This is a genomic window from Bacillus sp. RO2 (assembly GCF_012911845.1).
In the GTDB taxonomy this organism is placed as follows: domain Bacteria; phylum Bacillota; class Bacilli; order Bacillales; family Bacillaceae_I; genus Sutcliffiella_A.
The window spans coordinates 1-19,180 of sequence record NZ_JAAXCU010000028.1 but is presented as its reverse complement, the minus strand read 5'-3'; the positions used below and the strand labels follow the sequence as shown (position 1 = coordinate 19,180).

At 39.0% G+C, this 19,180-nt stretch carries 18 protein-coding genes; 9 read left to right on the top strand and 9 right to left on the bottom strand.

What is annotated here, in order from left to right; genetic code table 11:
- Window positions 1-147 precede the first annotated feature (147 nt).
- Complete coding sequence (locus HF078_RS05480) at window positions 148-504, bottom strand: hypothetical protein (protein WP_169290232.1); 357 nt, start codon at window positions 502-504, stop codon at window positions 148-150.
- 359 nt (window positions 505-863) lie between these two features.
- Between HF078_RS05480 and HF078_RS21170 the strand changes: the two genes are divergently transcribed.
- The gene (locus tag HF078_RS21170) at window positions 864-2,273 is read left to right on the top strand and encodes a methyl-accepting chemotaxis protein (protein WP_481747998.1); all 1,410 of its coding nucleotides are present in this window, start codon (window positions 864-866) and stop codon (window positions 2,271-2,273) included.
- 69 nt (window positions 2,274-2,342) lie between these two features.
- On the opposite strand, the gene HF078_RS05470 is transcribed toward HF078_RS21170, so the two are convergent.
- Together HF078_RS05470 and HF078_RS05465 are read right to left on the bottom strand one after the other, a co-directional pair.
- Window positions 2,343-3,431 carry an acyltransferase family protein gene (locus HF078_RS05470; RefSeq protein ID WP_169290230.1) on the bottom strand — a complete coding sequence of 363 codons (1,089 nt, stop codon included), beginning with the start codon at window positions 3,429-3,431 and terminating at the stop codon, window positions 2,343-2,345.
- A 451-nt stretch (window positions 3,432-3,882) separates the two neighbouring features.
- Window positions 3,883-4,434, bottom strand: a complete 552-nt coding sequence (locus tag HF078_RS05465; protein ID WP_169290229.1) for a hypothetical protein — start codon at window positions 4,432-4,434, stop codon at window positions 3,883-3,885.
- Window positions 4,435-4,758: 324 nt separating this feature from the next.
- Between HF078_RS05465 and HF078_RS05460 the strand changes: the two genes are divergently transcribed.
- A complete protein-coding gene (locus HF078_RS05460) occupies window positions 4,759-5,229 on the top strand; it encodes a peptide-methionine (S)-S-oxide reductase (protein WP_169290228.1) in 471 nt (156 codons plus the stop codon).
- Between the two features lie 95 nt (window positions 5,230-5,324).
- Here the strand turns inward: HF078_RS05460 and HF078_RS05455 are convergent, their stop codons facing one another.
- From HF078_RS05455 to HF078_RS05450, 3 genes are all read right to left on the bottom strand, one after another.
- Window positions 5,325-6,161 (bottom strand): chloride channel protein, encoded by an 837-nt coding sequence (locus HF078_RS05455; protein ID WP_346775316.1) that lies wholly within the window; start codon window positions 6,159-6,161, stop codon window positions 5,325-5,327.
- Complete coding sequence (locus HF078_RS21165; protein ID WP_346775315.1) at window positions 6,061-6,618, bottom strand: chloride channel protein; 558 nt, start codon at window positions 6,616-6,618, stop codon at window positions 6,061-6,063. Before HF078_RS21165 ends, HF078_RS05455 begins: the two co-directional genes overlap by 101 nt.
- Window positions 6,619-6,824: 206 nt before the next feature.
- Entirely contained in the window at window positions 6,825-9,254 is a 2,430-nt protein-coding gene (locus tag HF078_RS05450) for a bifunctional diguanylate cyclase/phosphodiesterase (protein WP_240951679.1), read from the bottom strand.
- 479 nt (window positions 9,255-9,733) lie between these two features.
- Here HF078_RS05450 and HF078_RS05445 point away from each other — a divergent pair, with 479 nt between their 5' ends.
- The 4 genes from HF078_RS05445 (at window position 9,734) to HF078_RS05430 (ending at window position 13,843) form a co-directional block, all read left to right on the top strand.
- A complete protein-coding gene (locus HF078_RS05445; protein WP_481747997.1) occupies window positions 9,734-10,702 on the top strand; it encodes a GGDEF domain-containing protein in 969 nt (322 codons plus the stop codon).
- 52 nt (window positions 10,703-10,754) lie between these two features.
- Entirely contained in the window at window positions 10,755-11,645 is an 891-nt protein-coding gene (locus HF078_RS05440) for an EamA family transporter (RefSeq protein ID WP_169290226.1), read from the top strand.
- Window positions 11,646-11,740: 95 nt separating this feature from the next.
- Window positions 11,741-12,799 (top strand): GGDEF domain-containing protein, encoded by a 1,059-nt coding sequence (locus tag HF078_RS05435; RefSeq protein WP_169290225.1) that lies wholly within the window; start codon window positions 11,741-11,743, stop codon window positions 12,797-12,799.
- An 18-nt stretch (window positions 12,800-12,817) separates the two neighbouring features.
- Window positions 12,818-13,843: an ion channel gene (locus HF078_RS05430; protein ID WP_169290224.1), complete on the top strand. Its 1,026-nt coding sequence runs from the start codon at window positions 12,818-12,820 to the stop codon at window positions 13,841-13,843.
- 40 nt (window positions 13,844-13,883) lie between these two features.
- On the opposite strand, the gene HF078_RS05425 is transcribed toward HF078_RS05430, so the two are convergent.
- Genes HF078_RS05425 through HF078_RS05415 form a run of 3 tightly spaced genes read right to left on the bottom strand, consistent with a single transcriptional unit; the run spans window position 13,884 to window position 15,892 of the window.
- The gene (locus HF078_RS05425; RefSeq protein ID WP_148987051.1) at window positions 13,884-14,282 is read right to left on the bottom strand and encodes a DUF350 domain-containing protein; all 399 of its coding nucleotides are present in this window, start codon (window positions 14,280-14,282) and stop codon (window positions 13,884-13,886) included.
- 6 nt (window positions 14,283-14,288) lie between these two features.
- On the bottom strand, window positions 14,289-15,542 hold the full coding sequence (locus HF078_RS05420) for a glutathionylspermidine synthase family protein (RefSeq protein WP_169290223.1): 1,254 nt from the start codon (window positions 15,540-15,542) through the stop codon (window positions 14,289-14,291).
- Between the two features lie 5 nt (window positions 15,543-15,547).
- Window positions 15,548-15,892 carry an aminotransferase yhxA gene (locus HF078_RS05415; protein ID WP_168862529.1) on the bottom strand — a complete coding sequence of 115 codons (345 nt, stop codon included), beginning with the start codon at window positions 15,890-15,892 and terminating at the stop codon, window positions 15,548-15,550.
- Window positions 15,893-16,044: 152 nt separating this feature from the next.
- Between HF078_RS05415 and HF078_RS05410 the strand changes: the two genes are divergently transcribed.
- The 3 genes from HF078_RS05410 (at window position 16,045) to HF078_RS05400 (ending at window position 18,808) form a co-directional block, all read left to right on the top strand.
- Window positions 16,045-16,500 (top strand): RNA helicase, encoded by a 456-nt coding sequence (locus HF078_RS05410; RefSeq protein WP_169290222.1) that lies wholly within the window; start codon window positions 16,045-16,047, stop codon window positions 16,498-16,500.
- An 82-nt stretch (window positions 16,501-16,582) separates the two neighbouring features.
- Window positions 16,583-17,053, top strand: a complete 471-nt coding sequence (gene yiaA, locus HF078_RS05405; protein ID WP_148987055.1) for an inner membrane protein YiaA — start codon at window positions 16,583-16,585, stop codon at window positions 17,051-17,053.
- 240 nt (window positions 17,054-17,293) lie between these two features.
- The gene (locus HF078_RS05400; RefSeq protein WP_169290274.1) at window positions 17,294-18,808 is read left to right on the top strand and encodes a malate:quinone oxidoreductase; all 1,515 of its coding nucleotides are present in this window, start codon (window positions 17,294-17,296) and stop codon (window positions 18,806-18,808) included.
- Window positions 18,809-19,180 lie beyond the last annotated feature (372 nt).

Genomic DNA, 19,180 nt, shown 5'->3' with positions numbered 1-19,180 from the left:
AATTATTATACCATGTAACATAAGGTCGTCTACACGGAGGTTTCCTTTTCATTGTCCACCTTTAAGGAAAATGAAAATGCACAAAAGGGACGGTTCTCTGCTACCCTAGCAGTAAAACCATCCCTTTGTGTCTAAAGTTAGATAGAATTATCGATCACATGTAATGACGACAAATTCCCCTGTTCTCATTGATACCGTTTGTGTTGGCGGGCCACTTACTCTTTTTTCGCAATATACATCCAGTGTGGTTAAACCGCAAAAGATTCTAACATACTCTTCTCCACATAAGTTTACGTCTGGTAATCTTCTCGTTGGAGCCCCAAAAATAGGCAAGCAAAACACAACGCCAATCTCTCCGGGTCTTAAAACCTCTTGGCTTGCAAGCGAGGTTCTACTTCTGCCTTCTTCATCGACAATAGTCATTAAATGCCCGCCAAAATGAGGGAGATTGCAGATATTCCCCAGTAAGCTATTCTTTATAGATGTTACAATATTTTCATCCATCTCTTAAACCTCCTTATTATTTTCATAGATTCATAGATATAATATGCATGTTGAGAGAGTTTGATAGGGCATTCATTGACTTTTATATAAAAACGGGCATTATTCTTATTGCGGTTATAATTAAAGGGGGTATTGGTTCACTTTGTTACTCTAAAAAATACCTTTGGCAATATATAGATAAAAACTGTACAATATTTCTATATATTATGAAAATGGGTAATCGCTGTCGAAAAAAAGAGAAAAAATAAGTAGTAAGTCCTAGGGGGAGTTAAGTGTTAGACCGTAATGTAGTAGAAGTAGAAGAAGACTTAAATATTATAGATATAAAGCGTAAAAACAAACTAGTGAGTAACGTTTCGATGATATCTGTTATTTTGGCCATAATAGTGTCCATTGCTATTAAACAACCGATGAATATTATTTTAACAGTAGGAATTGGTGGGGCAGTATTTATCTTGCTGTTACTATTCTTAAATCAGAAGAACTTGTTCGTTTTAAAGACACCTTACATAACAGTCATAGGTATTTCCATCGTATTATATTTAATTATGATGAGTTCACCTTATTTAATTATGATGCTTTTACCCTTTTTCTTACTAACGGTCATAGCGATTTATAATATTAGGCCTATTTTATATATGGCAATTATCTTTGGAATTGGATTAAGTATTGCCTATTTCATAGAAACACCAGATCGTTACTACCAGTCTACTAATTTTATCGTAACCTATTACTTTGTGTATGGTGCAATATCCTTGAATCTCTTATTTCAAAATCGGATTGCTTCTTTTATGAAGAAAGATATTGAAGAACAACACCTCCGTACGCAAGAAATGTTAGAAGCCCTTAAGCAGCATACCAAATTAATTGATGAGAATACCGTAACTATCACGGAGAATGTTAAAAACATTCGAACACAAAGCGAAGAGCAACTTCATTCGATGAACGAGATGAACATCGTTATTTCGGAAATATCATCCGGTATGGCGAATCAACATGATTCCGCTTCATCCATTACTGTTTCGGTGGAAAGCCTGAATGAAATTGTCGTTCAACTAGTCCGTTCAGCAAAACTTGTAAGCATGGAAACGGAACAAACATATTCCGCTTCCCAAGATGGTCGCCATTCCGCTGATCTTTTATTAAAGAAGAATATTGATTTTCAACAGTCCCTTGAATTATTATCGGATACAATGGACAGCCTTGGGCAAAAAATTCAAGAAACAAATGGGTTTGCTCATTCCATTCAGGAAATTGCTTCTCAGACAAATCTGCTTGCGCTTAATGCATCCATTGAAGCGGCCAGAGCTGGGGAAAGTGGACGTGGATTTGCCGTTGTGGCTGCGGAAGTTAGGAAGCTTTCTGAAATCACATCCAGTACAGCGAACCAAATATTGAATAACCTTACGGATGTAAATGAAAGCACGATAACTTCTCAAAAACTGATGAGTGACAACGCAGGGAAAATGAAGGAAAGTGTCGATATGACAAAACAAACGATTAGCGTATTTGAAAAGATTGATCACACTGTTAAGGGATTAAACGAGGCTGTGCAGCAGTTCGAACAAATTACCTCCAACATTGGACAATCATCAACTACCATTGAATCATCCGTTAGTGATTTTGCCTCCATTATGGAGGAAACCACTGCATCCCTTCAAGAGATTGCAGCTGCGATTGAAACGCATAATAACCAAAACGAACACCTTGTATCGTTTATTAGGAATACGGATGAAGCGACAGGAAAATTGAAATCGCTTTTGAAGTAATAATGGAATTTGGAAATGGCCCTCTAAGGGTCATTTTTTTTTCCTCTAGAATGGGAGAATAAGCGGTCTTTACTTCGCTCCCAATAACGTTTTTACAACGGCAAAGCGTTTGATGAAAAGAAAATAGATCAAACCAATGGAGATGAAAGTTAACAGGTTAATAAGAATAAATTGAGACCATATAGAAATAGATAGTTTTTGCATATAAAACCCGATTGCCACAATCAGTGTTTGATGAAGTATATAAATGGTAAATACCTTCATATTCACAGATGAAATCCATTTATTCTTTTTGTTCATATATGTTTTGAAATTAGCAAGCATGGCAAACATCCATGCAAAGGTGGTGATGGACTGTAGCAAGGTGAATAATACGAGTGGAGTAGCAAAGCCGTTTGTGATGTCTTGCCAATAGAGGAATAACACAGCACTCATACCTACGATCGCAAGGATCAATAGGCGACCTCGTTCTTTCACCATCATGCGCTCTAATTCTGTTTCTTTTACGATGCATGCACCATAAAGAAAAAAAGTAAAATAGTAGAAAGGGTTAAACTCCATGCCTAATAAGGCAATATCCGTAATGAAAATAGGGATAATTAATACGTATAAAAGCCATGAAGGGGTAGATGAAGTTATCAAACTTTCCTTTTTTTGAATAAAACCAAAGACCGATATGCTTAATAGCGAAAACACGACTAAAAATAAAATGAACCACATGTGGGCCGGCGTAAATGTACCTGTAAATCCGTCTATCTGAGAAAGATCAAAGGTAAAGAAGGTCGGATAATACTCCCAATAACTTGTAGTAGCAGGAATGATTCCCTTACTTAAGGCGGCATAATATCCTTGAGGAGGTACAATTACGATAACAGCAAAAATAAAGGGAATGAGCAACCGTTTCAAACGGTCATGGATAAAGGCTCTGTTGCTTCTAGAACGAAGGATAAAATAGGTTCCTACACCAGAAACCAAGAAAAGAATAGGCATCCGCCATTGTGACAAAAATATAGCAAACAATTGAAGGATCATGCTTTGGTCATCTTTTATGTAAAACGGGTAATAGTCATAGATTCTTGCAGTGTGAAATGGAATGAGTAATAGTATGGCTACTATTCTTATACCATCTATATAGTGTTTCCTCACTGATTTTTCCACTAGTACATCCCCTTTTTTTTACAATTGGCACACCAGTATTATACATGAACAATTTGGAATGGAATACAAATTTTAAAGGAGACCGTCTATTAAATTAAACGGTCTCCTATGGTTTACCTAGGCTTGTACTTCCCTCATTCATGCAGGAGTGATCATTTGAAACTCTATTTTCCATTGCATAATGTTACTTTTATAATAGAAACGATAGATTTTTTTCTTGAGGCTCCCCAAACGCCCCTAGTAAAGCGAAGCCTAATGCGTAAATTAACAGCGGTGTTTTACAGAGCCTTTCTTAAAAATAAGTACTTTGTACAACTATTAAACTAATTAGTAAAGGAAGTATTCAATTTGAAAATAACTACATTCATCTTATACTTTTTGGTAATAGCAAATATCCTTGGATTATTGTATTGGGTTATCTCCATGATAATAGACATTTTTAATTAAAGGATTAGGTATTACTGAACAATTTTTCTTTTCCAGGATCTATGGGTTGGCGCATTTCTATATTGTTATTACTTGTTTTAATTAGGCTATTTATGTTAGTACGTTTATCAAGGCTGAGGTGATAAACTTCCTTGCGAAAAATAATTAATAAAAACGCACTCGTATAAAGAACAAGGCTCATTAGATTCATATTTCCTGAAAGGATGAAGTTAACATGCATCAAAAGACAAATAATAATAGATGGAATAGTAATAAATCCGAGTATAATGCATGCACCAATAATAATCTGAAGAATAGGGAGGACATAATTGAACGTCATCACAAATTCTAAAGCTACGTGTTCGATAAATTCTTTATAAAAAAATGGGACATTAGGCTTCTCTAATGCATGATTTAAATAGTCAGTAAGAAATACGCCAGGTTCTTTAAACCACGATTTGTCGGTAATCTTCGTTACGCCAGCTAATAGCCAACCAAGCCCAAAGAGCACACGCATGATCACCACTAAAGCTGGAAATAACCACCCTTTCTGATTCCCCATTAATTTAATTGCCATCTTACTACTCCTCCTCATCTTTCTTGATTTTTTTATGACAGTTGAAAGCCTTATCGTACTTTTGCATTATATGTATTACACTAAAAAAGTTTACCTTACGCAAAACATTTTACCAAACGAAAATAATGTAGTAAATCTATTTTTTCCTATATCTTTTGTTTGGTTTAAAAAAGGACGAGTTTTCATGGAATTATATTGGCATTTGGCTTAATCTTAAGTAAAGGGTGGGTCAAGGGGACAGGTTATTCAGCCCGTTTGTACGTTAAAGTGGACATGGGTCCGAAGTGCCTGTCCCCTTAACCCAAGCAAAGAGGGGGCGATAATATGGAGGTAGTTTATTTTGCGGGTGGATGTCTTTGGGGGGTACAGGCATTTATTAAGACGTTGCCTGGTGTGATGTTTACGGAAGCGGGAAGAGCGAATGGGACCAGTAATACGCTTGAGGGTGAATATGATGGCTATGCGGAATGTGTAAAAACAGGTTTTGATCCGGAGGTTGTGACGGTAACGAGATTAATGGAATATTTCTTTGAGATCATTGATCCGTATAGCTTGAATCAACAAGGAGCGGATGTGGGCGAGAAATACAGAACCGGCGTGTATAGTGAAGAGGATACACATTTAGAAGAGGCGAGGTCGTTTATTCAAAAGAGAAGGGATGTTGACCGCATCGTGGTGGAAGTATTGCCACTTTCAAACTATGTGAGAAGTGCAGAGGAGCATCAGGACAGGTTATCGAGATGTCCGGATGATTATTGTCATATTCCAGATGAGTTGTTAAAAAAATATAAGTAAGAAGTCCAATGGGACAGGTAATCCGTCGGTTTTTTGACGATTCGACTGCCCCAAACCTTAAAATAATAAGTGTTACGCCTCCAAGACGTAACACTTTATTTTTTTTCTGCCTTTTTAATGGTTTCTCCTGGGGGGAGTTGAAATAACCTGCTTTTCGGTTCATGAATTTTCTGGGAAGGCCACAGTCCGTGATGTCCTGAAAAGAGATAACTGATGAGACAGGCAACAAAAAAGTATTCTAATCCCTTTCCGTTAAACATCTCCATTGCCAGAAGGAAAGCTGCAAGCGGGGTATTGGTTCCTGCACTAAAAGTGGCAATTAATCCTAATGCAGCGACAAAGGACAGAGGTAAGTTAACAAAAGTATGTAAGGCATTGCCTAAAGTTGCGCCCATAAAGAATAATGGAATGGCTTCCCCTCCTACAAAGCCGCTACCAAGCGTAACCGCAGTCAAAGCAAGTTTCGCCAGGAAAGAAAAGGGAGGAACTTCTTCTTTGAAGGATAGTTCTAGCATTTCTATTCCCCGGCCGTTGTAGTCTTGGGAACCAATCATTAACGTGATGGCTACTACTAAGATTCCTCCAAAAAAGGCTCTCTTCATATGATTCTTCTTAAACAGCTTCTCAGAGAAATGTTGTATTTCGTGCCGCAACTGACAATATAAAACGCTGACCAGACAGAATATCACGGATAGAAGTATCACTTTCATGAACGTTATAAACGATATTTCTGGTACGCTTTGGATGATAAATTCCTCGTGTTTATGTCCCCAAGCACCAGTAGTGACATAGTGTGCAACAAAGCTCGCCGTAAGGCATGGAACCACTGCTTCAAATTTCAATTTTCCTAATGCGGCCATTTCCATTCCGAAAACAACACCTGTTATGGGTGCCCCAAAGGCAGCACCAAAGCCAGCACTTATTCCGCTCATGATGATCATTTTGGTGTCTAATCTGTTTACTTACTTTAAAAAAGTTGTTGACTGCCGAGGCTACACTGCTCCCCATTTGAATAGCTGCCCCTTCTCTTCCTGTTGAGCCCCCCAAGATGACAGTGATAAAAGTCCCAATATAGACGATTGGTCCCATTCTCATAGGCACTTTTTTTTCTCCATGAACGGCGTCAATTACCAGGTTATTTAATTCGGAAGTGTCATTTAACGTGTGATTCAAAAAAACTTTTCCATAATTCATATATAGGTAACCGATGATAATACCTCCAAAGGGAAGTAGGAGAATCAGCCAATCGTTTTGTAATCGTACATCTCCGAGATAATCATTCGTTTTTAAAAGGGAAGTAGTGATCGAGCCCACCAATAAACCAATTATGCTTCCAAAGAAGCTCCATTGAGCAAGAGTTGCAAAAAAGTTTTTATACTTTAAAAACATTCACCAATCACTCGTTTCTAACCATTTATCAAATACAATTTTATTCTTGCCTAAAGGACTAAAATTATTTTGGGGAGTTTGGACGGAAGGAATAGGTCCGAGTGAATCCCAATGGCGATGAAAGGTGGTTTTTGGGAGGAGGATTGGACAGTCTTTCTCTTAAAAAAAACGTGTTACGCCACCCTAATGACGTAACACGGTTAATACTATGAAATTTTAATAGTACTGCCTTCCAACATCCCGCTCATATCTTCTGCGGATATTGGTCTGCTAAAATAATAGCCTTGTGCTTCATTGCAACGATGTTGCTGTAAGAATCTGAGTTGGTCTTCTGTCTCTACTCCTTCTGCTATTACTTTTAAATTTAAGTTGTGAGCCATTGTAATGATGGTTTCTACTAAAGAAGCATCTTTTGGATCTGCATAAATATTTCTAGTGAAGCTTTGGTCAATTTTTAGAGTGTGAATTGGGAATGTCTTTAGATAATTTAAGGAGGAATATCCTGTTCCAAAGTCATCGATAGATAAATGTATCCCCATTTCTTTCAGTTGTTGCATTTTGGCTACGGCATGTTTGGAATCTTGGATAATACTCTCTGTGAGTTCTAGCTCCAGATAATGTGATTCTAAACCTGTTTCTTTCAGGATGTTTTTCACTCGATCAAGTAAGTCACTTTGTTGAAATTGGCGAGAGGAGATATTAACTGCTATCCGTAGCGGTTTAAAGCCTTGGTCTTGCCATCGCTTGTTTTGCAGACACGCTTCTTTTAAAATCCACTCTCCAATTTGCAGGATGAGTCCCGTTTCTTCTGCTATTGGAATAAATTCTGCAGGTGAGATACTGCCCCACTCTGGATGGTTCCAGCGAAGGAGTGCTTCTGCACCAATTATTTGATTGGAGTTTACGTCTATTTGCGGTTGATAAGCAACCGTAAATTCATGGCGTTCCAGTGCCTTTCGTAAACCAATTTCCAACTGCATTCTTCTAGAAACGGCTTCATTCATTTCTGGTGTATAAAATTGAAAATTATTTTTACCGCGCTCCTTCACTTGGTACATGGCGGTATCGGCATTTTTTATTAAAGTATCGATGTCTTTTCCATCAGTGGGATACATGGCAATCCCAATAGATGGGGTAATAAATAACTCTTGCTCGTCCAGAATCATAGAATTATTAAGGGCGTCAACAATAGCTTTCGCTCGCTTGGTCACCTCAGAAGCAGTTGTTTGTGGAAGTAATACAATAAACTCATCCCCACCTTGTCTGGATAACGTTTCGTGTTTACCCAAGAACGACTGAATACGATTAGCAACCTCGATTAATAGCTGATCTCCAACCGCATGGCCAAGTGTGTCATTAATATATTTGAAACGGTCTAAGTCAATGAACATAATGCTCAGGGAGTGTTTATTCTGATCAGCTTGGTCCATTGCTAAAGATAAGCGGTCGTTTAATAATAGTCGGTTCGGAAGGCCTGTTAGCGGGTCCAAATACACCATTTGATTTATTTTCTTCTCATTTCTTTTTCTATCCGTAATATCTCTTATAATACTGCTAAAAAAAATCGCTTCTTCTTCTTTCCAAGCGGCCAGTGATAACTCGATAGGTATTTCATTTCCATCTTTCTTCACGGCTTCTAATTCCACTTTTTTTCCAATTACTTTCGGTTCCCCAGAAGCTATGTAACGCTCCATTCCTTTTCGATGTGCCTGCTGGTATCTCTTTGGAATGATGGTTTGAAGCTTTTGGCCGACTACTTCCTTTTTCACAAAACCGAATATGTTCTCTGCTCCATTGTTCCAAGAGATAATGGTCCCAGTGCTATCAGAAATGATAATAGCATCATTAGCTGATTCAATAACTGATAAGAATCTTCTCTCCGAAATAATCGATTGATTCTCAAAACGGCGATCAATTATCACACTCACAAACACAAATCCTAGTAAGATAAGAATGACAAGTGCTATTCCATAGGCCAAATAGGTACTATTAAAGGCATCGTATCCGTGCGTTTGGTGAGAATGTGCCTCGTATCTTGCTGCAGCCATTCCCGTGTAATGCATACCAGAAATTGCAGCACCCATGATAAGGGAGCTTAAAAGCTTTCTCCACCATATTTTTTTAGATTGATAGTTTTTACTCACAAAAGAAATAAGATAAATAGCAACAACAGATGCAACAAATGCGATAAGTACGGAGAGTGTCAACAAGTAAGGATTATACACAATAGCTGCATCCATCATCATGGCTTCCATTCCGGTATAATGCATGGACACTATTCCTGTTGCAATAAAGAAGGCTCCGAGAAAAACGTCTACTTTTTTCATTTTTTTTCTGCTGATGATATATAATGCGATGCCGGAAGATAGAATAGCCGGCAAAATAGATACAATAACCAAAAGATAATCATAATGAACAGGTATGTCTAGATGAAAGGCGAGCATAGCGACAAAATGCATCGCCCAAATACCCATCCCCATTGCTAAAGCACCTGCGCTTCCCCAAGCCAATTGTACAAATGATTTCGTTTTACGGACTTGAATCCCTAAATCTAGTGCTGCGTAGGACGCCATGATAGCTATCATGATGGAAAGTAGCACTAGTGGTAAGTGGTATGAACTTGAAATGGTTTCCATTAAAAAGATTGCTCCTTTTTCTTGTCTAATAGGTTGACTTCATTTTATCATTTATTGGAATAAATGGTGGTAGATAATTACAGAAATATGTAAGAAAGAATTAATTATCTAACACGAATTCACATCCCATAACATCAGATTTAACTTATTTAATATCATAAAAATTTTACCACAAAACATCCATTTCTAAGAATTTTGATGCTATACTATTAAAAGATATTGGAATTAAATAGAAAATAGTTAAGGCTATTGAGGTGGGTTTGAATAGTTTATAAATAAGAGGATTTCTTAGCATAGATTAAAGGAGGAAATGGTGTTTGTTAGATTTATTTAATGATTTATTTTTCAATCTTTGTGTTTTATTTTCATTAATATTTATTTATTTACAATTAAGGTGGAAAATTCAATTAGAAAAAAGAAATTATATTTTCTCCGTATTGATAGATGGGGTTGCTGGAGGACTTTTAGGTATTATATTGATGTATTATTCCATACAGGTAACGCAGGAAACAATTGTCGACTTACGTTACATACCTGTCATGCTGGTTATTATGTTTTTAGGTTTCCCGCAAGCTTTTATTAGTACAATATTAATTATAATTGGTAGATTTATATTTGGGTTCACTACTTCTGCTGTTGCAGCATTCATCATGATGGCAATTTTGATGATAGGTTTTGTTTTCATAAACAAACTAAGTGTGAAATATAACATAGGTCGTCATTCTTTTAAAAAAAGCTTGGCTATGATCCTATTCTCAAACATAGTATTCAGTGTATTTATTTACATTCTGGTCAAGGATTACGGTGTGTTAAAAAGTTTAATACCTTCCTATTGGATAATTTCTATTGTTGGCGGCTTTACTTCTGTCTTCTTTGTAGAATATATACGAAAAACGCAGTATCTCTTGATGAAATATGAAGAAGAATCCACGACGGATTTTCTTACCGGATTAAATAATGTCCGACAGTTCGATGCTATTTGGAATTCGCTAATCGATAATGCTACAACGAAAGGTGAAAAATTATCGTTACTATTCATTGATATCGACCATTTTAAACATGTCAATGATACATATGGGCATCCAGTAGGCGACACGATTCTAGCAGAATTGGGTAAGATTCTTAAAAATACTACTCGCTCGTTTGATGTGGTTTCTAGAAACGGAGGAGAGGAATTTTCGGTTATTTTACCTGACAGCCCGCATCCTCATGCAATGGAAATAGCGGAACGTATCAGAAAAGCAGTAGAAGCATACAAATTTTATGTTTCTGCTACAGAATCAATAACCATAACAGTTTCCATAGGTGTAGCAACTTACCCGGAAACCGTAAGTGAAACAAACGATATGGTTTATATTGCGGATGAGTGTTTATACAAGGCAAAACGAACAGGCAGAAATAAAGTGTGTGACAATACATATGAAGTAATGAATATAAACTATCAATAAAAACCGTTAGGATGGGCAGGTGCGATCATATTTTTACTATGAGGTGAGGACTTTGACGGGGAAAGTAGCTTCTTTTCTAATATTATTTGCTGCCGTCCTTTGGGGAACCACAGGCACGGCCCAGTCCTTCGCTCCTCAATCGGCACATCCGGTGGCCATCGGGGCTGCCCGTTTAGCGGTTGGAGGCTCTTTTTTATTGGTCCTTCTTTTTCTGACAGGTGGGTGGAGCTTAAAGAACTGGCCATGGAGGGCAACGGTTCTCGCTGCGTTGAGCATGGCTATGTTTCAGCCACTATTTTTCACTGCCGTGACGGTAACGGGGGTGGCAATTGGGACGGTAGTTGCGATAGGGAGTGCACCGGTGTTCTCCGGGTTTCTGGAATGGCTCTTTCTAAAAAGACGTCCCGGTAGAATTTGGTGGAGTTCCACTTGTCTGTCTATCTTGGGCTGTATGATGATTTTTTTAAATAAGAATTCTGTCGTGATGGATCCTTACGGGATGTTGATGGCCTTAGGTGCAGGGTTTTCGTTTGCTGTATATGCATTGGTTAGTCGGGACCTGGTGGGGAAATTCCCGTCTCTCTCCATTATCGCGGTAGTGTTTACGCTCAGTTCCGTATTATTAGCACCTTTTTTATTTATCTATGATATGGCTTGGATCGCAGAGGTGCGCGGATGGGGCATTGTCTTATATCTAGGTGTCATGACGACAGGTGTGGCCTATTTTCTTTTTGCAAGAGGCTTGGTGCATGTTTCCTCATCAACCGCGGTTACGCTTGCTTTGGCAGAGCCTTTGACAGCAGCATTGTTTGGAGTGTTTCTGTTAGGGGAAAATTTGACTGTTACTTCTTGGGTAGGGTTAGCCTTTTTGATGTTTGGGATAGGATTGTTGGTTTGGGCATCGGGTGCCTCTGGAGGCAAAGGGCAGACTAGATCGGCTTAAATAAGGACTGTCTTGTCAGATCTCGCTTCTTAATGGGTCGCAGTGTCTGTCCATTTAACCCGTAAGTCAATAAGTATATACAGGATGTGAATGAGATGAATGCTTTTTTAAAGAATGCTTACCAGTCGCATCATGCACTGGAAATAATTTTTTCTTCTTTGCGTTGGTTTTTTCTTGTTCTATCAATTGTAGTCTTTGCCATTCAAACTATGGATAATCCTATTCAATGGAAGATTACTTTATTTGTATTATTAGTTATTTTTGGCTTTCTATATATGGGTATATCTGATTACTACTTGCATAAGTCACCTGAAGGCTCCAGGATGTATGTCATGATGACAAAGGGTGGACCGTTTTTTGACTTTATTGCGTTCTCAGCCTTAGTCCCATTAACCGGTGGCTTGGATAGTCCGCTATTTCCTTTAGCCTATTTAATTATTCTGCATGTCGCTGTTTATTGGCGTTTTCTAGGCGGTATGATTGCAGCTGGTTTCTTTACGCTAGTGTACTCGGTCATTTTTTTCGTGCAAGCGCAAGAAGCCACTTCCCCACATATCATGATTCACTATGTTAGTGCGGTGCTTTTTCTACTCCTTATTGGTGGATTGGGAGGCATCATCGTTTCTAGAGAGCGTAAACATAAGTGGGAAAATAGCTTGTTGGTGGAAGCGGCAAATCGCGATTATCTTACCAATCTAGCTAATCACCGTTCTTTTCAGGAATGCTTGCGAAATGACCTCCTTGACCAAAAATCCTTCTACCTCGCGCTAACAGATATTGATAAATTTAAATCTATTAATGATAAATATGGACATGTTACGGGAGACAAAGTGCTGCGGAAAATTGGGGAAATCCTGACTTCTGTACTTTCCAACAAAGAGGGAAAGGCTTTCCGATATGGTGGAGAAGAGTTTGCCCTTATTCTCTATTACACAGAAGAATCTGATGTAAAAAAAGTGCTTGATGAAATGAAACGAGCAGTAGCTAGTCATGTTTTTTACGACAAAGGGGAAGCATTCACCGTCACCATGAGCTTTGGTTCGGCTAAACAAAACGGAGAACAACCGAATCTTCTAGTAGAAAAAGTAGATAAACTTCTTTATGCAGCAAAAAATGGCGGAAGAAACCGGATAGTGTTGGCGGAGGTAGGGTGAAAAAAGGGGGGATTGGAAGTGTGGATTTTACAGAGATTTTTTAAAAATGTAGTCAAAACAAATAATTTTGCTATAGTACTTGTTTCCATTCTAGTTATTGCAGGAAGTTCACTCACTATGCATCTGTTAGAGCCGGAAACATTTCCAACTGTATTTGAAGGACTATGGTGGACGATGACGACGGTTACTACCGTGGGCTATGGCGATGTTTCTCCACAAACCGTTGCAGGAAAGAGTTTTGCCATGTTTTTATTTATCTTTGGCATCGGACTTATCGGTGTGTTGATCGGAAAGGTTGTTAATCTATTTGCACTTTATAGTAAATGGAAGGGGGAGGGGAAGTTGAATAGTAAAAAGACCAATCATTTTATCTTTGTTGGCTGGACAGACAAAACCGAAAGAGCGATGGGGGAAATTTTAGAAGATAATCAGAATGCACAGATTGTACTAATAGATATTAAGAAATCAAATCCTTGTGAGTTAGAGGTTGATTATGTACAAGGAGATGCAAGTGAAGATGCTGTATTGCTAAAAGCAAATGTTCTTGAAGCTAAATCTGTGACGATCTTTTCAGACGACATGATAGAAGATGCCTCGCTTTCGGATGGAAAAACACTATTAGTCGCATCGTCTGTTGAACGGCTTTCGAAATTACATAACCGCAATATCTATACGATTGTGGAAATTAGAAAAGAAAAAAGTATCCCAAACTTCTCCCATGCTAATGTAGACGAATTTGTCATTTCTGGGGAAACCGCTTCTCGATTATTGGCAAAAGCTACAATGTACAACGGGTCGTCGCATTTATTTAGACAGCTTACCAGCAGAATGCATGGAGATAATATTTATGAAATTGCTGCTGACCCTGCTTGGGGCACCTATAGGCAAGCATTTCATGAAATCCTCGATAAGGGAGCGACATTATTATCGAACGGAAAAGAGCTGGACATTAATAGAAGGTTGGATGAGAAGATTCCAAGCGACGCAAAACTATATATCATCTGTGATAAAAATACCTATGAAGCGAAGTTTAAAGTAGGATAAATAAAAGCTCAAAGCAATGAATGCTTTGAGCTTTTATTATTTAATAGGTTAATGAACTGGCAATAATCCAGCCGATGGACAAGGAGAACATCATCAATAAAATCCCCACAGACACACGATCTTCATTGATTGCATCCTTAATGCTGTAGTTGATTGTGACTACTTCAGCTAGCACGTAAAAGACGATTTGCGCCACGATCCCAATAACTCCCCAGATAACCATATCCAAGAACGATACGGAATGTGCGATGGCGGACCCTATGACAAATGCCAAACCAAGCAGTTTTCCTCCCATCACCAATGCTGCCGTTGTATTTCCTTGTGAAACAAGTTTGATTTTCTCATTCCTAGATGTTAAATCGAACAAAAATAACCCAATAAACAGTAAAACAAACGCTGTTCCAGCATATAAACCAAAAGACGCTAAATAGCTGCCCATTTCCAATCACTCCTTCGTATGTTTAAACCCTACAGGCATAAAATAAGATAAATTATCAATAATTTGTTTTCCTAAACGGTATCCAAATGCACTTGCTTGTTCATTCACAAGAAAAGCACCAATCATCATATGACCATCTTGTTCCCCGTTATCTGTTTGAAATGAGACTTTTGGCAAATCTATATACTCTTGATAGACCTGCACATAATCTACATAACTATTGTTTGGATCTTCATCAATCTTTTCCCCTGAATGCGTGTAAATTTTGACAGAATCGCCTTCTCTCCCAAAGGTAGGTTTTTCCACATATTTTTCCCCTGCAGTCAGAAAAGGGGTGGGCTCTAAGTAAGTAGCGAGAAAATACGCACTGATCCACTCATGCTCCTCTTGTGTGAAATAATCACTATTTTGTTCATGCAGCCCCCAAATAATGGCTTGCACCGCCTTGGATTGTAAAAGAAAGGCACTTAATGGATTAACGATGGCAAGCTTCTTCAAGCGGACCAACTCTAACAACTGTAGGCCAACATTCGCACCAGTTTCCTGATCCTTATCCAATATGAGCGATTCTATTGGGAAGGTCTGGCGATACAGGACATCAATCTTTCTTCCTTCCTCATCCAACAACGCTTCCCCTTCAATAATTTTAAGCTTGTGCAGGGGAACATATTGAGCAGGGAGCTTACAAATATCTTTTAAATATAATACCGTTTGTTTATCCTCAAAATTTTCATCATGAGAAGTAAACACAATGTTCGGAAACTCTTTTTTACCCAAAACCTGATAGCTCTCAAAAATTGCATTCTTTACCGCTCTTCCTAAGCGCTCCTCTTCTTGGGCATTAGGGTCTGCCCGATTAAATTCTTTACAAACTTCCCCGTTCATTTGAAACAATTCTTTAATAAACGTTGGCGTGTCGCTATTAATCTCCAAAACTTTATATGTATCTTTCGTTTTTACCAGATCCACCCGGGAGATCACGGACTCAGCCTCCATTTCCTTGATCGACAGGAATGGAATGGTCTCTTTAGGATACCCAAGTTCGAGAAGGGTTTCTTCCTCAAGTCCCCGCAGCAGCTTTGCCATTTTCGAAAAAATTCTCCCTACTCTTTTGGTCACTTTACGAATATGCGAAGCTTCTTCTTCCTCTATTTCATAAAGGGAATAGAGGGCGTATTCCTGGCCATATAAATTGCTCCAGAAGGCAGGGAACTTTGCATAAAAATTCTCTCGAGCAGTTTGATACGCTTGCTCTTTCATCTAACTCAACCTCCACTATAAGAGGAACCACTGCCAAATCCCTTACTTGGCGTTGTATTGGATTTGTAAGAAGAGCTGTTACGATAATTCTTATAAGACGAATCCTTTTTTAAGGAAGACTTACTTCCAAAAAAGCTCCCTCCGTGATAATAGCTGCGATAATAGCTAGATGATTCATCGTCGCATTGATAGACGCCCTCTTCATTATCCCACTCATACTCATTACAACGGTCATCTAATGGCTCTGGGGGCAGCGAACTGACTTCCTCCGTATTGGAACCGCAACCTGTCATACCCAAAGCGAATATGGTGGCAGAAACACTACTTAAAACTTTTTTTGTCTTTGTCATGAGGATTACTCCTTTCTTACTTAATGGACTAAACTAATAGTAACAAAAATAGGAAATGAATAGGAGGAAATTTTAATAATTTGGCAGAAGAATCTACGTAATTTTGCTATGATGAACATATATGACAATAGAGACAGGTAGGTGTACCCCTAATGGAACTGATATATTACTTACAAAATCGAGGCAGCTATGATCCCATTTATGAATACAAAAAAGGAAAAATTAGCGAAGATGAAATATTTGCAAGACAGCTGTGCACTTATTTCATAAAAGAAGGAATTCAATATAAATTAATATGCAATGAGGGCTCTCTAGATAACAGTACCGAAACAATTACAGTAGAAAAAGATGAGGTAGCCAGGAATTTCTATAAGGAAAAATCGTACCCTGCCGGTATTCACATGGAGTTTCGAGAATTTAAATACCTTCAAGATATGCCGCTCCTTCACACACAACCATTGGAAAGCCACTGGGAAGCCATCAAATTGTTGTTGAAGGATATTGTACACCTCCCTGGAATTGGGGAATGCCATGTCGATTCCACGGAAATTGATGAAGACCGACAATGCTATGTTTTCTATATACAAAAGATTGTGAAGGAAGCATAGAAAATTTACCATTACCCTATTTCTTATTTGTAAAATATTGCTATAATTAACCATATGTGAACTCAGTAAAGGGGAGAATGGCATGGCAGAGATGAATGATAACCCGTTATTAAAACGAGACGAAAATAAACCAAAGGTTAAAGTAGAAAGAAAAGAAGGGGAACCAACGGCTGCCTTTAAAGGCGCAAGCTGGGCAGCCCTTGTGGTTGGAGTTTCCGCTTATTTAATCGGCCTGTTCAATGCTACGATGGAACTGAATGAGAAGGGCTACTATTTCGCTGTATTGGTTTTCGGTCTGTATGCAGCCGTTTCCTTACAAAAAGCAGTACGAGATCGGGAAGAAGATATTCCTGTTTCTGGCATCTATTACGGGCTCAGTTGGTTTGCCCTTATTGTTTCCATCTCCTTAATGGCGATCGGCCTCTATAATGCCGGAAGTATCATTCTAAGTGAAAAAGGATTTTACGGCATGTCCTTCGTGCTCAGCTTATTTGCAGCCATCACCATCCAGAAAAATATTCGAGACACGCAAAACGCAAGAGAAAGAGATTAATAGCGGAAGCGGTATAGTGAGCTACAGCTACTTGTGGAGGCTTGCAGTACCGTTTTCTTTTTTGCTCCAGACAGTTTAAAATAATCAGATAATAGGGTGTAATCTGGTGAAAAATTAGCCCGAAATATGATATGATAGAGATTAAGATGGACAAAGTATGTTTTTAGGTAGCGTTATGCCTTTAGGATGCTAGAAGCAATAGCGCCTGCTCTTTTTTATAAATTTAGGGGATGTGTAATGATGAGCAACATGCAGAATAAAACAGACGTTATCTTAATTGGTGCCGGTGTCATGAGCGCGACTTTAGGTTCATTATTAAAGGAAGTTGCACCGAATTGGAATATTAAAGTGTTTGAAAAGCTAGCAAGTGCAGGGGAAGAAAGCTCAAATGAGTGGAATAATGCAGGAACGGGACATGCGGCATTATGCGAGCTGAACTATACGTCTTTAAAAGCAGACGGAACCATGGATATCAGCAAGGCGGTAAAGGTTAACGAGCAATTCCAGCTTTCACGTCAATACTGGTCCTATTTAGTCAAACGAAACCTAATCAGTAACCCACAGGACTTTATTATGCCAATTCCACATATCAGCTTTGTGGAAGGGAAAGAAAATGTCACATTTTTGAAAAAACGTATGGAAGCGCTATCAGCTAACCCGCTTTTCAAAGGAATGGAATACTCTGAAGATCCGAAAAAGCTGAAGGAATGGATGCCGCTTATGATGGAAGGCCGCACCTCAACGGAGCCGATTGCGGCAACAAAAATCGACTCTGGTACAGACGTGAACTTCGGTGCGCTGACTCGCATGTTGTTTGAACACTTGGAAAAGAACAACGTAGAAGTTCATTATGAGCACAGCGTAGAGGACCTTAAGCGCGCAAGCGACGGTTCCTGGGAACTAAAAATCCGTAATGGGAAAACTGGTCAAGTGGAATATCACCATGCCAAATTCGTATTTATCGGCGGTGGTGGGGGAAGTCTGCCACTGTTGCAAAAAACCGGTATCCCGGAATCCAAAAATATCGGCGGATTCCCTGTTAGTGGTCTGTTCCTAGTATGTAACAATCCTGAAGTGGTTGAAAAACATCACGCAAAAGTATACGGAAAGGCAAAGGTCGGCGCGCCACCAATGTCTGTGCCGCACCTTGATACTAGATACATCAACAACAAAAAGAGCCTGCTGTTCGGCCCATTTGCAGGTTTCTCACCGAAGTTTCTGAAAACCGGCTCCAACCTGGACTTGATCGGCTCCGTAAAGCCATACAATGTCATGACCATGCTTTCGGCTGGATTCAAAGAAATGGCGCTGACCAAGTACTTGATTCAACAGGTGCTGTTATCTAATGAAAAGCGTATTGATGAGCTGCGCGAATTTATCCCGAACGCCAAAAGTGAAGACTGGGAGATCGTTGTCGCAGGTCAACGTGTTCAAGTCATCAAGGACACGGAAGCAGGCGGAAAAGGTACTCTTCAATTTGGTACGGAAGTGGTTAGTGCATCCGACGGTTCTATAGCGGCGTTGCTAGGTGCTTCTCCAGGAGCTTCCACCGCCGTTCACGTTATGCTCGAAGTATTTGAAAAATGCTTCCCTGAGCAAATGTTTGAATGGAAAGAGAAGTTGCAAGAGATGATCCCTAGTTACGGCGTATCTTTAGTAGATAATCCTGCGTTATTTGATGAGCTTTTCGCATCAACGGCGGAAACCCTTTTTCTTAGTGACGGGAAGGAGCAAAAGGCGCTTTCCTTTCATTAAGATTAGATTAAATGGTAAAACCTTCGATCCTTTTGGGGATTGAGGGTTTTTTTTAAAGCGGAACAGTCAAATAGAAGGACTCTAAATGCCCGAAGCCCTGGTCAAACAAGCGGAACAGTCAAATAGAAGGACTCTAAATGCCCGAAGCCCTGGTCAAACAAGCAGAACGGTCAAATAGAAGGACTCTAAATGCCCGAAGCCCTGGTCAAACAAGCAGAACGGTCAAATAGAAGGACTATAAATGCCCGAAGCACGGGTCAAACAAGCAGAACGGTCAAATAGAAGGACTTTATATGCCCGAAGCACTGGTCAAACAAGAAGAACGGTCAAATAGAAGGACACTAAATGCCAGAAACATGAGTCAAACAAGCA

What these genes read in the sequence shown, in the direction of transcription:
- HF078_RS05480 (WP_169290232.1), bottom strand. Translation starts at nt 504, where the DNA reads ATGGATGAAAATATTGTAACATCTATAAAGAATAGCTTACTGGGGAAT.
- HF078_RS21170 (WP_481747998.1), top strand. Translation starts at nt 864, where the DNA reads ATGATATCTGTTATTTTGGCCATAATAGTGTCCATTGCTATTAAACAA.
- HF078_RS05465 (WP_169290229.1), bottom strand. Translation starts at nt 4,434, where the DNA reads ATGGCAATTAAATTAATGGGGAATCAGAAAGGGTGGTTATTTCCAGCT.
- HF078_RS05460 (WP_169290228.1), top strand. Translation starts at nt 4,759, where the DNA reads ATGGAGGTAGTTTATTTTGCGGGTGGATGTCTTTGGGGGGTACAGGCA.
- HF078_RS05455 (WP_346775316.1), bottom strand. Translation starts at nt 6,161, where the DNA reads ATGAGCGGAATAAGTGCTGGCTTTGGTGCTGCCTTTGGGGCACCCATA.
- HF078_RS21165 (WP_346775315.1), bottom strand. Translation starts at nt 6,618, where the DNA reads ATGTTTTTAAAGTATAAAAACTTTTTTGCAACTCTTGCTCAATGGAGC.
- HF078_RS05450 (WP_240951679.1), bottom strand. Translation starts at nt 9,254, where the DNA reads ATGGAAACCATTTCAAGTTCATACCACTTACCACTAGTGCTACTTTCC.
- HF078_RS05445 (WP_481747997.1), top strand. Translation starts at nt 9,734, where the DNA reads ATGTATTATTCCATACAGGTAACGCAGGAAACAATTGTCGACTTACGT.
- HF078_RS05435 (WP_169290225.1), top strand. Translation starts at nt 11,741, where the DNA reads ATGAATGCTTTTTTAAAGAATGCTTACCAGTCGCATCATGCACTGGAA.
- HF078_RS05425 (WP_148987051.1), bottom strand. Translation starts at nt 14,282, where the DNA reads ATGGGCAGCTATTTAGCGTCTTTTGGTTTATATGCTGGAACAGCGTTT.
- HF078_RS05420 (WP_169290223.1), bottom strand. Translation starts at nt 15,542, where the DNA reads ATGAAAGAGCAAGCGTATCAAACTGCTCGAGAGAATTTTTATGCAAAG.
- HF078_RS05415 (WP_168862529.1), bottom strand. Translation starts at nt 15,892, where the DNA reads ATGACAAAGACAAAAAAAGTTTTAAGTAGTGTTTCTGCCACCATATTC.
- HF078_RS05410 (WP_169290222.1), top strand. Translation starts at nt 16,045, where the DNA reads ATGGAACTGATATATTACTTACAAAATCGAGGCAGCTATGATCCCATT.
- yiaA (WP_148987055.1), top strand. Translation starts at nt 16,583, where the DNA reads ATGGCAGAGATGAATGATAACCCGTTATTAAAACGAGACGAAAATAAA.
- HF078_RS05400 (WP_169290274.1), top strand. Translation starts at nt 17,294, where the DNA reads ATGAGCAACATGCAGAATAAAACAGACGTTATCTTAATTGGTGCCGGT.